The organism is Desulfovibrio ferrophilus, assembly GCF_003966735.1.
In the GTDB taxonomy this organism is placed as follows: Bacteria; Desulfobacterota; Desulfovibrionia; order Desulfovibrionales; family Desulfovibrionaceae; genus Desulfovibrio_Q; species Desulfovibrio_Q ferrophilus.
The window spans coordinates 2,369,930-2,382,276 of the sequence record NZ_AP017378.1 but is presented as its reverse complement, the minus strand read 5'-3'; the positions used below and the strand labels follow the sequence as shown (position 1 = coordinate 2,382,276).

Below are 12,347 nucleotides of genomic sequence, written 5' to 3'. Positions count from 1 at the left end.
TGTTCCCTTACAGGCTTTTGAACAATGCGGGGAAAAACTTCACCAACGTGCGTCGCACGGGTTTGTTTTGTAATTCTTCGGTTTTTTGCCTCATCTGGCGATCGATGTCGAGTCGCTCTGCATAACGCACGTGGCTGAAGGCCCGTTCCCAGGCCTCCACAGCGCCGCTGATCTTGGTGCGGCTGTTCTCGCCCACCAGAAGATATACGGACCCCACGCGGCGGTATTGGCCCCAGAAAGCCAGGCCCCAACGGGTCAGGGCTTCCTGAGTGGTGCCTCCCAGCACCCTTGCCACGCTTTCGCTATCCAGCCACCAACTGCGCCAGCCAAGGTCCATGATGGCCTCGGCCATGGGACCAGCCCAGGTCTCCGGGTTTTCCGAGGGCGTATTCCAGCACAATTCCACTCCAGTGGACCGGCGCTTGCCGGACCAGGCGCGGATTGCAGCCCCGGAGGACGCGTTGCGGCGCAGATAGACCCGGGGGGTTCCCCTGGGGCTTTGGCCCGCGTCTTTAACGAACCCTAAGCTCACCATTTTCGATGGCTTTGGCGACGGCGTCCAGGATGCCGTTGATGAAGTTCTTGGAATTGTCATCACCGAAGCGTTTTGCCAGTTCGATGGCTTCGTTGATGGCGACCTTGAGCGGTACGTCATCGACGTGAAGCATCTCGTACAGGGCCAGCCTCAGGATGGTCAGCTCAACACGGGCGATGCGTTTGATCTTCCAGTGCTGAGAGAACTTGGTGACGGTCTCGTCAATGCTTTCTGTGTTGCTCCAGACTCCAGAAACAAGGGTCCAGGCAAATTCCGAACGGTTTCCATCCGGATTCTGCTCCAGCTCCTCGTTGCGTTCCGGTGTCATTTTGAACAACCGTCTCACGTCGTCCATGGTCTCGACCGGGGCAAAGGTCAAGCCATACAACACTTCAAATGCGCGGCGCCGCCCGGTACGGCGGCCTCCTTTCTTTTTTTGCGGCATGGACTAAATCTGCTCCATGACCCGGACCATCTCCAGGGTTGCGGAGGCGGCTTCCACGCCCTTGTTGCCGGCCTTGGACCCAGCGCGCTCGATGGCCTGCTCGAGGGTGTCGGTGGTCAGGATGCCAAAGCCGATGGGTACGTTGGTTTCCATCATGGCCTGGGCAATGCCCTTGGCGGCTTCGCCGGAAACGAACTCGAAGTGAGGGGTGGCGCCGCGAATGACTGCACCGAGGCAGATGACGGCGTCGTACTTGCCGCTGGCGGCCAGCTTCTTGGCGACCAGGGGCATTTCGAATGCACCGGGGATGCGCACCAGAGTCAGGTTTTCCTTGGCGGCTCCATTGCGGACCAGATAGTCAACGGCTCCGCCAACCAGCCTGTCCACGATGAAGTCGTTGAACCGGCAGGCAGCAATGGCAACGGTCAGCCCCTGGGCATCGAATTTTCCTTCGATGGTTTTCAGATCAGTCATGATTCTCTCCGTGAGTTTTGAAAAGTTGTGATCGGTCTGATGCTATTTGTCGAGGTTCAGCATGTGGCCGAGTTTCTTCTTTTTGGTCTCGAGGTAGTGGTAATTCCACTCGCAGGATTTCATTTCAATGGAGACGCGCTCGACGATCTCCAGACCGTAGCCCTCGAGGCCGACGATCTTCTTGGGATTGTTGGTCATCAGGCGCATCTTGCGGATGCCCAATGAAACCAGAATCTGAGCGCCGATGCCGTAGTCGCGCAGGTCGGCCTTGAAGCCGAGCTTCTTGTTGGCTTCAACGGTGTCCAGGCCTTCGTCCTGCAAGGCGTAAGCGCGGATCTTGTTGCACAGGCCGATGCCTCGACCTTCCTGGCGCATGTACAGTATCACGCCTTCGCCTTCTTCGGCGATCATATTCATGGCGGTCTGGAGCTGTCCGCCGCAATCGCAGCGCATGGAGCCGAGCACGTCACCGGTCAGACATTCGCTATGCACGCGTACCAGAACCGGCTTTTCAGGATCGAGTTCACCCTTGACCAGCGCCAGATGCTCCTTCTTGTCCACTTCGGAATAGAAGGCCACGGCCTTGAAGTCTCCGCCGAAGCAGGTGGGCAATTTGGCTTCGGCCTTGCGCTCCACAGCCAGCTGGCCGAACTTCATGCGGTATTCGATCAGATCGCGGATGGTGGCGATCTTCAGGTCGTGCTTCTTCGCAAATTCCTTCAGGTCGGGCATGCGAGCCATGTTGCCGTCCTCGCGCATGATCTCGCAGATCACTGCGGCGGGCTTCAGGCCGGCGAGTCTCGACAGGTCCACGCCACCTTCGGTCTGGCCGCAACGCACCAGAACCCCTCCGGGGTTGGCGCGCAGAGGGAAGATGTGCCCGGGCATCACGATGTCCTCGGGTTTCACATCGTCCTGAATGGCGGTCAGGATGGTGGTGGAGCGGTCAAAGGCCGAAATGCCGGTGCTCACGCCCTTGCGGGCCTCGATGGACACGGTGAACGGAGTCTCGAAGCCGGACTCGTTCTTGTTGGTCATCATGGGCAGTTCAAGCTTGTCCACCATGTCGTGAGACATGGGCAGGCAGATCAGGCCGCGGCCATGGGTGGCCATGAAATTGATGACTTCGGGGGTGGCGAATTCTGCGGCGATGGTCAGATCACCTTCGTTTTCGCGGTCCTCGTCGTCCACGAGGATGATCATTTTCCCCTGGCGGATCTCTTCAATGGCCTGTTCGGCCGAAATGATGGGCATAATCTTCATTCCTTTTATGGGCGTCGAATTTGGCTCAGTGGCCACGCCCGAACCGCCGTTAGGCGGGGTCATGCTGTCGTGGATCAGAATCCGTTCTTTCGCAGGAATTCTTCGGTCAGGTTGCTCTTGGGTGTGGATGGCGATGCGCCGTTCACCCAGGGGGCCACCATACGCTGCACGTACTTGCCGATCAAGTCCGTCTCTATGTTCACCCGGACCCCGGCTGCCCACTTGGAAATGGTGGTCACGCGCTGGGTTTCGGGGATGATGTTCACTTCCAACCAATCCTGTCCGCAGGCGTTCACCGTTAGCGAGATGCCGTCCAGAGCCACGGAACCTTTCTCGATCACCTGTGGTCCGTATTCGGCGGGGTAGGTCACTCGATATATTTTTGATTCGCCGGCAGGGGTCACGGAGGCCACCTCGGCGATGCTGTCCACGTGTCCAGAGACAAGATGCCCGCCCAGGCGATCACCCAGGGCGAGAGCACGCTCCAGATTGACCAGTGACCCGGAACTGAGGCTGCCCAGGCTGGTGCAGCCCATGGTCTCGGCCGAGGCATAGGCACTGAACCAGTCGGCCCCGAAGCTGTCCACCGTCAGGCAGACTCCGTTCACGGCGATGCTTTCGCCCATGACGAAGTCCCGCATGGAGGCTGGTGCGATGCGCAGCCGGGTTTCGGCTCCACGATTTTCGGTAGCCAGCACGTTGCCGGTGCATTCCACGAGTCCAGTAAACATTTAGTCGTCCTTGTCCTTGGGGCGATAGGTCAGCAATGTGTCCACACCGCTTGTGCGCGAGCCTGCAAAACGCAGGTTGAGCGCTTGATCCATGGTTTCCGGAGCCCGGCCGGAAAACAGGTTCTTGGCCTGGGCGTCTCCCACTATCCGGGGAGCCACGTACAGCCGGAATTCGTCCATAAGCCCGGCCTCGATGAAACGCAAGGCCAGCGTGCCTCCACCTTCGCACAGGGCGTACCAGACGCCGCATTCACTGCGCAGACGCTCCAGCCCATGGCCCAGTTCCAGTCCACCACCTGTGGCGGCGGGCAGTCCCCAGATCCGGCAGCCCAGATCGGTCAGGGCTTTGGCCTTGGCCGAAGCTGCAGCCTGCTCCGTGGTCCAGAAGATGGTTTGCAGTGCTCGCTGTCTGAGCAGGAAGTAGTCTTCCTCTGCGTCGGGCAGGTTGGAAGTAACCACTATTGCCAGCGGGTCAACCTCGGATTCGGCCCGGCGTACGTTCAGACGCGGGTTGTCGGCACGCAGGGTGCCCCCGCCCACAATGACTGCGCCGCACAGCATGCGTAATCGATGCACGTCAGCCCGGGACTCCTCGCAGGTGATCCACTTGGAGTGGCCGGTGCGTGTGGCGATCTTGCCATCCAGGGTTGAGGCCATCTTCAGGAACACATAAGGCCTGGCGGTGAATTGCCAAGTCCTGAAATCGGCTGTCAGGTCCAGGCAGAGTTGTTCCTCGATGCCCTCGTGGACCGTGACACCTCTGTCGCGAAGATACTGGGCCCCGCCTTCGGCCTGCGGATTGGGGTCCAGAGTGCCGATGAAAATTTCCTTGATACCCGCTTTGTGTACGGCATGGGAACAGGGCGGAGTCTTGCCCTGATGGTTGCAGGGCTCCAGAGTTACGAACATCACGCAATCCGCAGGGTTGATGCCTTTGGATCGGGCATCGGCCAGGCAATTGGGTTCGGCGTGGGGGCCCCCGAATTGCTGGTGCCAGCCCTCGGCAACCACCTGATCGTCGCGCACCAGCACGGCCCCAACACAGGGGTTGGGTGCTGTGTTGCCGCGTCCGCGCCGGGCGAGCGTGGCGGCGTGGCGCATGAAGCGCGCCGCGTCGTTAGGGGGTAAAGTCGATGCGCTCAAAATTGACTCCCGACTCGGCCATCATGCGTTCGGCCAGTTCATCCGGGTAGGCTTCGGTGAAAAAGACGTTTTTGACCTGCACGTTGATCAGCATTTTGGTGCAGATCAGGCAGGGCTGCGTGGTGCAGAACAGGTCTGCGCCTCGGATGCTGATGCCGTGCAGTGCAGCCTGGATGATGACGTTCTGCTCGGCATGCAGACCACGGCAGATCTCATGGCGTTGGCCCGAGGGCACGCCAAGTTCTTCTCTCAGGCAGCCGATATCAAGACAGTGGGGGGTGTCGACAGGGGCGCCGTTGTAGCCGGTGGCGAGGATCCGTTTGTCGAGTACGGCAACGGCACCCACCTTGCGACGGGTGCAGGTGGAACGTTCGGCCACCATGTAGGTGATCCTCATGAAGTAGTCGGGCCAGGACATGCGTTGGGACATGGGCGCTTCCACCTTGGTGGCGACAGATGCCGCCTCGATTTGACTGTCAAAGCCGGGCAGTGCCCGGCGTTTTGCCCCTATTCCCCCAAAGAGGGGGTGTCAAATGACGCAGCGGGACGGAAACAGGGGACCGCCCCGCTGCGCGATGAAATCAGTCTACCAGGCAAACAGGGGGAACTGGCGCGCAAAGGCAGCCACTTCGGCCTTGATTTCCTTGAGTCTGGTGTCGTTGTCCAGAGATCCCAGTGCATCCACGATCCAGGCGGCGATCTTTTCCATGCCGGGCTCGGTGAAGCCGCGGGTGGTCATGGCCGGGGAGCCCAGGCGGATGCCCGAGGTCACGAACGGGGACTGGGTGTCAAAGGGCACGGTGTTCTTGTTTACGGTGATGCCTGCTTTGTCCAGACCGATCTGGGCATCCTTGCCGGTGATGCCCTTGGAGGTCAGATCGACGAGGATCAGGTGGTTGTCCGTGCCGCCGGAGACCAGGTCGAACCCGGCGTTCTTGATGGGTGCGGCCAGGGCCTTGCAGTTGGCAATGACCTGCTTCTGATAGGTCTTGAATTCAGGACGCAGAGCCTCGCCAAAGGCCACGGCCTTGGCAGCGATGACGTGCATCAGCGGGCCGCCCTGCATGCCGGGGAAGATCTGGGAATTGAGTTTCTTGCCCAGGTCCTCTTCGGCCAGGATCATGCCGCCGCGGGGGCCGCGCAGAGTCTTGTGCGTGGTCGTGGTGGTGATGTGTGCATGCCCGATGGGGGTCGGGTGCTCACCTGCGGCGATCAGCCCTGCGATGTGGGCCATGTCCACCATCAGGATGGCGCCGACTTCATCGGCAATGGCGCGGAAGCGAGCGAAGTCGATGATGCGCGGGTACACGGTGGCACCGGCGATGATCATCTTGGGCTTGCATTCCTTGGCCAGGCGTTCCAGCTCTTCGTAGTCGATGAGCCCGGTGTCCTTGGACACGCCGTAGGGCACGATGTTGTACAGCTTGCCCGAGAAGTTTACGGGGCTGCCGTGGGTCAGGTGACCGCCGTGGCAGAGGTCCATGGCCAGCACGGTGTCACCGGGTTGGCATGCAGCGAAGTAGGCCGCCATGTTGGCGCTGGAACCCGAATGGGGCTGGACGTTGGCGTACGCGCAGCCGAACAGTTCCTTGGCACGGTCGCAGGCAAGATCCTCGACTATGTCAACATACTCGCAACCGCCGTAGTAGCGCTTGCCGGAGTAGCCTTCGGCGTATTTGTGGGTCAGCACGCTGCCCATGGTCTGGCGCACAGCGGCAGATGTGAAGTTTTCCGAGGCGATGAGCTCGACGTTTTCCATCTGACGCTCGATTTCCAGGTTCATTGCCTTGGCGACTTCGCGATCTTGAAGGAGCAATTCTTCCATGACGGTTATCCTTGTTTGTTTATCTCAACGGGCTCGTGCCCGGCGGATTAGTCCTCGAAGCGTTTGAGCAGCACGCTGGCGTTGGTGCCACCAAATCCGAAGGAGTTGGACAGCACGTAATTCACCTGGCGCTCAACCGAACCGTTTGCCGTGTAGTCGAGGTCGCATTCATCACCCGGGTTTTCCATGTTCAGGGTTCCGGGGATGACGCCCTCGTTCAGGCTCAGGGAGGAGAACACGGCCTCTACGCCGCCAGCCGCGCCGAGCAGGTGCCCGACCATGGATTTGTTGGCGGTGATGGCGATGTCGTAGGCGTGCTTGCCGAACACGGACTTGATGGACCGGGACTCGGCCAGGTCATTCAAGGGCGTGCTGGTGCCGTGGGCATTGATGCAGTCCACATCCTGCGGGGAAACTCCAGCGTCGTTCAGTGCGCCTTTCATGCAGAGCTTCATGCCGATGCCGTCCTCGGAGGGGGCGGTCATGTGGTAGGCATCGCCGGAGGCGCCGAAGCCTACGATTTCAGCGTAGATCTTTGCGCCGCGGGCTTTGGCGTGTTCCAATTCCTCGAGCATCAGCAAGCCGCAGCCTTCGCCCATGACAAATCCGTCGCGGTCCCGCTCAAAGGGGCGCGAGGCTCGCAGGGGATCATCGTTGCGGGTACTCATGGCCTTCATGGACGAGAAACCGCCCAGAGCCAGATGGCTGATGGTGGACTCCACGCCGCCGGTGATCATGGCATCGGCGCGTCCCAGCAGAATTTCGGAGAAGGCGTAGCCGATGGCGTGGGTACCCGAAGCACAGGCCGAGGTGGTGGCCAGGTTCGGTCCGCGAGCACCGGTAAAGATGGAGACCTGCCCCGGCGCCATGTTGCCGATGACGATGGGGATGAAGAACGGGGATACGCCACGGGGGCCACGGTCAAGGTACTTGGCATGGGTGGCCTCGATGGTCTCCAGTCCGCCTAGGCCGCAGCCAAGCAGAACACCCACGCGGTGGGAGTTGGAGTCGTCGATGGTCATGGCGCAATCTTCCATCAGCATGTTGCCGCAATGAACGGCATACTGGGTGAAGACCTCCATGCGTTTGGCCTGCTTGAAGGGAATGTGGTCTTTGGCGACCCAGTCTTTGACTTCGGCTACGATCTGGGTGGCGAAGTCGCTGGCGTCAAATTTGGTCACGGGACCCACACCGGAAACACCGGCCACCAGATTTTTCCAGCTGGTAGCGACGTCGTTGCCGATGGGGGTGATGGCCGACAGGCCAGTGATGACAACCCTCTTTCTGGACATATATCCTCGCAAAATCCGGACGGGGATTTCGACCGGCAGTGTCTTTGAAGAAGAAAAGGGGGAAGCGTCTTATGGCCTATGGCCAGCCACAAGACGCTCCGGAGAATGTATCAAAAAGGGAGTTAACCCTTAGTTGTTCTTGGCGATATAGTCGATGGCGTCCTGCACCTTGACGAGCTTCTGGGCTTCGTCGTCATCGATCTCGATACCGAACTCCTCTTCCATAGCCATGATCAGCTCGGTGAGGTCCAGGGAATCGGCGCCGAGGTCTTCGACAAAAGAGGCTTCGTTTTTCACTTCGTCAGCGGAAACGCCGAGCTGGTCGACGATGATGTCTTTGATTTTGGCTTCGGTGGACATGGTTCCTCCAGTTTTTTTACAATCAGTTCAATGTTGTGTTCAAATTACATGTACATGCCGCCGGTGACAGATAGAACCTGTCCGGTGATGTAGGCGGCGTCGTCAGAGATCAGGAAGGCAACAGCCCCGGCGATGTCTTCGGTGGACCCGAAGCGCTTCAGGGGGATGTGGCTGAGCATGTTCTCTGTGACTTTTTCGGGAAGTTCTGCAGTCATGTCGGTTTCAATGAAACCGGGGGCCACCGCATTGACGGTGATGCTGCGGGGAGCAAGCTCCAGGGCGGCGGTCTTGGTCAGGCCGATGAGCCCGGCCTTGGAGGCCACATAGTTGGCCTGTCCCGCATTGCCGGACTGACCCACCACGGACGCCATGTTCACAATGCGCCCGGCGCGCTGCTTGCCCATGATTTTCGTGGCTTCACGCAGACAGACAAAAGCACCGGACAGGTTCACCGCAATGACCTTGTCCCAGTCTTCATCCTTCATGCGCATCATCAGGCCGTCTTTGGTCATGCCCGCATTGTTGACCAGCGCGGACAGAAAGACTTTGCCCTTGATTTCTTCCTTGAAGAAATCGGTGATGGCTCCACGGTCGGACTGGTCGAGCTTGAATGCCTTGGCACTACCGCCTGCGGCTTCGATTTCGGCCACGACCTTTTCAGCCTCTTCGGGACGGCTGACATACGTCAGGTAGACCTGGTAGCCCTCTTTGGCCATCCGCAGGGCGCAAGCCTTGCCGATGCCTCGGGAGCCGCCGGTTACCAATACTGTTTTTGAAAGATCACTCATTGTATTACTCGGTTCGGTTTCAATGAATCGAAGCTGAGTTTGTAGCCTAATTCAGCGCTGACTTCAACACTACTACTCGCAAAGAATATTCTTTAATTTCAGATTGTTGCAATGGTAGTTGCGATATCATCTAAAATTGCAAAATAAGAGCACCCCAAGTGAACCCGGCTCCAAAGGTCGTCAGCAGTGCCCGTGTGCCGGGCTCAAGCACGCCCATGGCGCGGCCTTCAGCCAGTGCGATACCCACGCTGGCGGCGGAAGTGTTGCCGTATTTCTGGACGTTGGTGAAAACCCGTTCCTCGGGGATACCGAGTTTTTTGCCCACGGCCTCGATGATTCGCAGATTGGCCTGGTGCGGGATGAGCACGTCGATATCATCCACTGTCAATTCGCTCTGTTCGATCAGGCGCTTGCAGGCCGAGGTCATGCTGCGCACGGCGACTTTGTAGACTTCACGACCATTCATCTGAATGAAGAAGGCTTCATCGATGGTGTCACCGAGCTTGTAGGGATGCTCGGAGCCGCCACCCAGGATGGTCAGAAGCTCGCCGTACTGGCCGTCAGACTCCATGAGCGCGCCCTGAATCTCGACGCCGTTCTCGCCCTTGTCGGCTGTGACCACGGCTGCGCCGGAGCCATCACCGAACAGGACGCAGGTGGTGCGGTCTTCCCAGTTGGTCCGGGGTGAAAGCACTTCCGAAGCCACGATCAGAACAACGGCGCTGGGGTCGGTATTGACGAAACTGCGGGCGACCTGGAGGCTGTAGATGAAACCGGAGCAGGCAGCGTTCAGGTCAAAGGCCATGCATCCGGAGATGCCGAGCTTGTGCTGAATCTGCGTGGCGGTGTTGGGGCAGTAGGAGTCAGGACTGCAGGTGGCGCAAATGATGTGTGTCACTTCATCTGCACTCATGCCAGCGTCGGTCAGGGCCTGCTGGGCGGCCTTGGTGCCGAGGTCGGAGGTGACTTCGCCCTGGGAGATGTGCCGCTGGTTGATGCCGGTACGGGTGGTGATCCACTCGTCGCTGGTATCGACGATCTTTTCCAGATCGGCGTTGGTCACGATATTATCGGGAACGTTGAACCCGAAACCACGGATGTAGGCTTGCTGTGTCATGGGATCCCGTCGGGTTTGAATGCGCGGGACGAGGGGAGGTGGGGTTAGCCGCCCAATCCCTTGTGCTTGTCCAGCGCTTTTTTGATGTGATCGTTGGCGCCGCTTTCCACAAACCGTCCGGCCATTTTCACGGCACTGGAGATGGCTTTGGGGTTGGAGGCGCCATGGCAGACAATGACGATACCAGCCAGGCCCAGAAGTGGCGCTCCGCCGTATTCGGCGTAATCCACAAAGCGGGCGAAGCTTCTGAGTCTGCCTTTGGCAAGAAAGGTCCCTATCTTGCCAAGCCAACTGCTCATGAGTTCGCGTTTCAGGACCTTGGCCATGCTGGAGGCCAGGCCCTCGGAAAGTTTCAGGGCAACGTTGCCCACAAAGCCGTCACAGACCACGACGTCCACGTCTCCCGTGAACACGTCGCGGCCTTCCACATTGCCTACAAAGCGCAATGACGAAGCCTTCAGGCGATCAAAGGTTTCCTTGACCAGGCTATTGCCCTTGCCTTCTTCCTCACCGATGGACAGCAGTCCCACACGAGGCTGGGCAAAACCCAGGACATCGCGCGCGAGCACTTCTCCCAGTATTCCGAACTGGAAGAGGTGTTCTGGCTTGGAATCGACATTGGCACCCACGTCCAGCAGAACCATGGGCTTCTTGACCGTAGGGAGGACGCCAGCGAATGCCGGGCGCAAGACGCCCTTGACGCGGCCAATAACAAACATTCCGCAAGCCACGCTGGCTCCGGAATGACCCGCACTGACCACGCCATCGGCTCGGCCTTCCTTCACCAGGCGGCAAGCCACCTGGATGGAGGAATCCTTTTTACGGCGCAACACGTCCGAAGGCTTGTCGGTCATTTCCGCCACCTGAGTGGTGTGAATGACTTCGACATCCAGTCCGGACGTGTCGGAACGCGACAACTCGCCCCGAAGCATGGTCTCGTCCCCCACCAGGATCAGGGACAAGCCCATCTCCCTCGCGGCGTCAAGTGCGCCGGGAACAACCACGCCGGGGCCGCTGTCACCGCCCATGGCGTCAACGGCTATGCGGGGCTTGCTACTCGGCATCTTCCTGGAAAAGCACCTGTTTGCCCTTGTAAGCGCCGCAGCTGGAGCAGGCGCGGTGAGGCAGGGTGGGCTCTCCGCATTCGCAGTAGATCACAGTGGGCTTGGCCACGCGATCGTGGGAGCGGCGCATGCCTTTCTTGGACTTGGAAGTTTTCTTCTTGGGTACTGCCATTGGTATTACCTCTTTCTTGATGTCTTGTATGAGATCGCCTGCCCGGAGGGTGGCGTTCGTCTCTAGTTGCCTTTGCTCGGAATTTTGAGATTCCGCAGAGCGGCCATTCTGGGGTCGCCGCCTTGGGCCTTGCAGCTGCATTCCTGCTTGTTAAGTTCAGCCCCACATTGGGGGCACAAACCTTTGCATTCGTCAGAGCACAGAGGCTTGGCTGGCAAAGCGAGGACGAACTGTTCCCAAAGGATCGTCCCTACGTCAAGCTCTAACTTGCCTTTGTGCTCACGAATCAGAGGCTCATGACCATCTTCCATTTCAGGAGTCAACTCCTCGAAGGTGTTGAACTGCTGATCAAAGGAGAATGATGCACTTTGCAGGCAGCGGTCGCAAGGGATAGTGACCGTGCCGGAGATGCGCCCATTCACAATGCAGGTTTTATCCTGCGGATTGAGGTGCACCTTGGCTTCAATATCGTCGCCCGGTACCACGTCCATCCCATACTCTTTGGCAGGGACAGCCCATATCTCGGGGTCCGTAAATGAAAATTCCCGGCCCTGCGCCGGGATGTCTGTAATGTCGATCCATAATGTGTGCATGATTTGCCTCGCAAGAGGACATACCTATAGGTGAATTTTTCGTATTGTCAAGGCCGAAGCGCTTGCGTTTTCATTCTGGCTGGTATAAGGAAGCGAATTCGCTTTGGGTGCATGCGGGGCAGTCCCCGCCGCCCAGCCAAATTTACGGACTCTTTCAGCGGGTCGCGCCGTGCGCGGTCACCGCCGGAAAAATACAGGAGGATCACCATGAGCCAGGTTTGTGAGATCTGCGGCAAGCGCCCCCAGGTTGGTAATAACGTTTCCCACGCACACAACAAGACCAAGCGTCGTTTCATGCCCAATCTTCAGAAGATTCGCGTGCAGCTGGACTCCGGCGAGGTCAAAAGCATGAAGGTTTGCACTCGTTGCATTCGTTCCGGCAGCATCAAGAAGCCCGCTGTTTCCAAGGCTTCCTAGCTCCCGCGCATGACATGGAAAATGGCCTCGCAGGTATTGCCTGCGAGGCTTTTCTTGTTTCCTCCGGTCGGAGGCTTCTCCCCCGGGGGGATGCCTGCTGATGGGGGGAGTCTGCTCGTGCGTAGGCT

General features: G+C 59.0%; 16 protein-coding genes. 1 reads left to right on the top strand and 15 read right to left on the bottom strand.

Features of this window, described 5'->3' with window-relative positions; all coding sequences use genetic code 11:
• Nucleotides 1-7 precede the first annotated feature (7 nt).
• The 15 genes from EL361_RS11105 to EL361_RS11035 all read right to left on the bottom strand — a co-directional run bounded on the left by EL361_RS11105 (nt 8) and on the right by EL361_RS11035 (nt 11,802).
• The gene (locus EL361_RS11105; RefSeq protein WP_126379516.1) at nt 8-535 is read right to left on the bottom strand and encodes a hypothetical protein; all 528 of its coding nucleotides are present in this window, start codon (nt 533-535) and stop codon (nt 8-10) included.
• On the bottom strand, nt 513-980 hold the full coding sequence (gene nusB, locus EL361_RS11100; protein WP_126379514.1) for a transcription antitermination factor NusB: 468 nt from the start codon (nt 978-980) through the stop codon (nt 513-515). The genes EL361_RS11105 and nusB overlap by 23 nt, the downstream gene beginning before the upstream one ends.
• Before the next feature lie 3 nt (nt 981-983).
• On the bottom strand, nt 984-1,454 hold the full coding sequence (ribH, locus tag EL361_RS11095; protein ID WP_126379512.1) for a 6,7-dimethyl-8-ribityllumazine synthase: 471 nt from the start codon (nt 1,452-1,454) through the stop codon (nt 984-986).
• 42 nt (nt 1,455-1,496) lie between these two features.
• Nucleotides 1,497-2,708 (bottom strand): bifunctional 3,4-dihydroxy-2-butanone-4-phosphate synthase/GTP cyclohydrolase II, encoded by a 1,212-nt coding sequence (locus EL361_RS11090; protein WP_126379510.1) that lies wholly within the window; start codon nt 2,706-2,708, stop codon nt 1,497-1,499.
• Nucleotides 2,709-2,791: 83 nt separating this feature from the next.
• A complete protein-coding gene (locus EL361_RS11085; RefSeq protein WP_126379507.1) occupies nt 2,792-3,448 on the bottom strand; it encodes a riboflavin synthase in 657 nt (218 codons plus the stop codon).
• The gene (gene ribD / locus EL361_RS11080) at nt 3,449-4,591 is read right to left on the bottom strand and encodes a bifunctional diaminohydroxyphosphoribosylaminopyrimidine deaminase/5-amino-6-(5-phosphoribosylamino)uracil reductase RibD (RefSeq protein WP_232034765.1); all 1,143 of its coding nucleotides are present in this window, start codon (nt 4,589-4,591) and stop codon (nt 3,449-3,451) included.
• A complete protein-coding gene (locus tag EL361_RS11075) occupies nt 4,566-5,021 on the bottom strand; it encodes a deoxycytidylate deaminase (RefSeq protein WP_126379505.1) in 456 nt (151 codons plus the stop codon). The genes ribD and EL361_RS11075 overlap by 26 nt, the downstream gene beginning before the upstream one ends.
• 156 nt (nt 5,022-5,177) lie before the next feature.
• Entirely contained in the window at nt 5,178-6,416 is a 1,239-nt protein-coding gene (gene glyA, locus EL361_RS11070) for a serine hydroxymethyltransferase (RefSeq protein WP_126379503.1), read from the bottom strand.
• A gap of 47 nt (nt 6,417-6,463) precedes the next feature.
• The gene (fabF, locus tag EL361_RS11065) at nt 6,464-7,708 is read right to left on the bottom strand and encodes a beta-ketoacyl-ACP synthase II (RefSeq protein ID WP_126379501.1); all 1,245 of its coding nucleotides are present in this window, start codon (nt 7,706-7,708) and stop codon (nt 6,464-6,466) included.
• Between the two features lie 129 nt (nt 7,709-7,837).
• Nucleotides 7,838-8,068, bottom strand: a complete 231-nt coding sequence (gene acpP, locus EL361_RS11060; RefSeq protein WP_126379499.1) for an acyl carrier protein — start codon at nt 8,066-8,068, stop codon at nt 7,838-7,840.
• 44 nt (nt 8,069-8,112) lie between these two features.
• Entirely contained in the window at nt 8,113-8,856 is a 744-nt protein-coding gene (gene fabG, locus EL361_RS11055) for a 3-oxoacyl-[acyl-carrier-protein] reductase (protein WP_126379497.1), read from the bottom strand.
• Nucleotides 8,857-8,986: 130 nt separating this feature from the next.
• Nucleotides 8,987-9,973, bottom strand: a complete 987-nt coding sequence (locus EL361_RS11050) for a beta-ketoacyl-ACP synthase III (protein WP_126379495.1) — start codon at nt 9,971-9,973, stop codon at nt 8,987-8,989.
• Between the two features lie 44 nt (nt 9,974-10,017).
• Nucleotides 10,018-11,037, bottom strand: a complete 1,020-nt coding sequence (plsX, locus tag EL361_RS11045; protein WP_126379493.1) for a phosphate acyltransferase PlsX — start codon at nt 11,035-11,037, stop codon at nt 10,018-10,020.
• Nucleotides 11,027-11,209: a 50S ribosomal protein L32 gene (rpmF, locus tag EL361_RS11040; RefSeq protein WP_126379491.1), complete on the bottom strand. Its 183-nt coding sequence runs from the start codon at nt 11,207-11,209 to the stop codon at nt 11,027-11,029. Before rpmF ends, plsX begins: the two co-directional genes overlap by 11 nt.
• Before the next feature lie 62 nt (nt 11,210-11,271).
• Nucleotides 11,272-11,802: a YceD family protein gene (locus EL361_RS11035; RefSeq protein WP_126379489.1), complete on the bottom strand. Its 531-nt coding sequence runs from the start codon at nt 11,800-11,802 to the stop codon at nt 11,272-11,274.
• A gap of 207 nt (nt 11,803-12,009) precedes the next feature.
• On the opposite strand from EL361_RS11035, the gene rpmB reads away from it, so the two are divergent.
• The gene (gene rpmB / locus EL361_RS11030) at nt 12,010-12,219 is read left to right on the top strand and encodes a 50S ribosomal protein L28 (RefSeq protein ID WP_126379487.1); all 210 of its coding nucleotides are present in this window, start codon (nt 12,010-12,012) and stop codon (nt 12,217-12,219) included.
• The last annotated feature ends 128 nt before the right edge of the window (nt 12,220-12,347 follow it).

Coding starts and splice junctions, on each gene's coding strand:
- EL361_RS11075 (WP_126379505.1), bottom strand. CDS start 5,021: ATGTCCCAACGCATGTCCTGGCCCGACTACTTCATGAGGATCACCTAC.
- EL361_RS11035 (WP_126379489.1), bottom strand. CDS start 11,802: ATGCACACATTATGGATCGACATTACAGACATCCCGGCGCAGGGCCGG.
- acpP (WP_126379499.1), bottom strand. CDS start 8,068: ATGTCCACCGAAGCCAAAATCAAAGACATCATCGTCGACCAGCTCGGC.
- fabG (WP_126379497.1), bottom strand. CDS start 8,856: ATGAGTGATCTTTCAAAAACAGTATTGGTAACCGGCGGCTCCCGAGGC.
- nusB (WP_126379514.1), bottom strand. CDS start 980: ATGCCGCAAAAAAAGAAAGGAGGCCGCCGTACCGGGCGGCGCCGCGCA.
- EL361_RS11085 (WP_126379507.1), bottom strand. CDS start 3,448: ATGTTTACTGGACTCGTGGAATGCACCGGCAACGTGCTGGCTACCGAA.
- EL361_RS11090 (WP_126379510.1), bottom strand. CDS start 2,708: ATGCCCATCATTTCGGCCGAACAGGCCATTGAAGAGATCCGCCAGGGG.
- rpmB (WP_126379487.1), top strand. CDS start 12,010: ATGAGCCAGGTTTGTGAGATCTGCGGCAAGCGCCCCCAGGTTGGTAAT.
- ribH (WP_126379512.1), bottom strand. CDS start 1,454: ATGACTGATCTGAAAACCATCGAAGGAAAATTCGATGCCCAGGGGCTG.
- rpmF (WP_126379491.1), bottom strand. CDS start 11,209: ATGGCAGTACCCAAGAAGAAAACTTCCAAGTCCAAGAAAGGCATGCGC.
- glyA (WP_126379503.1), bottom strand. CDS start 6,416: ATGGAAGAATTGCTCCTTCAAGATCGCGAAGTCGCCAAGGCAATGAAC.
- plsX (WP_126379493.1), bottom strand. CDS start 11,037: ATGCCGAGTAGCAAGCCCCGCATAGCCGTTGACGCCATGGGCGGTGAC.
- EL361_RS11105 (WP_126379516.1), bottom strand. CDS start 535: ATGGTGAGCTTAGGGTTCGTTAAAGACGCGGGCCAAAGCCCCAGGGGA.
- EL361_RS11050 (WP_126379495.1), bottom strand. CDS start 9,973: ATGACACAGCAAGCCTACATCCGTGGTTTCGGGTTCAACGTTCCCGAT.
- fabF (WP_126379501.1), bottom strand. CDS start 7,708: ATGTCCAGAAAGAGGGTTGTCATCACTGGCCTGTCGGCCATCACCCCC.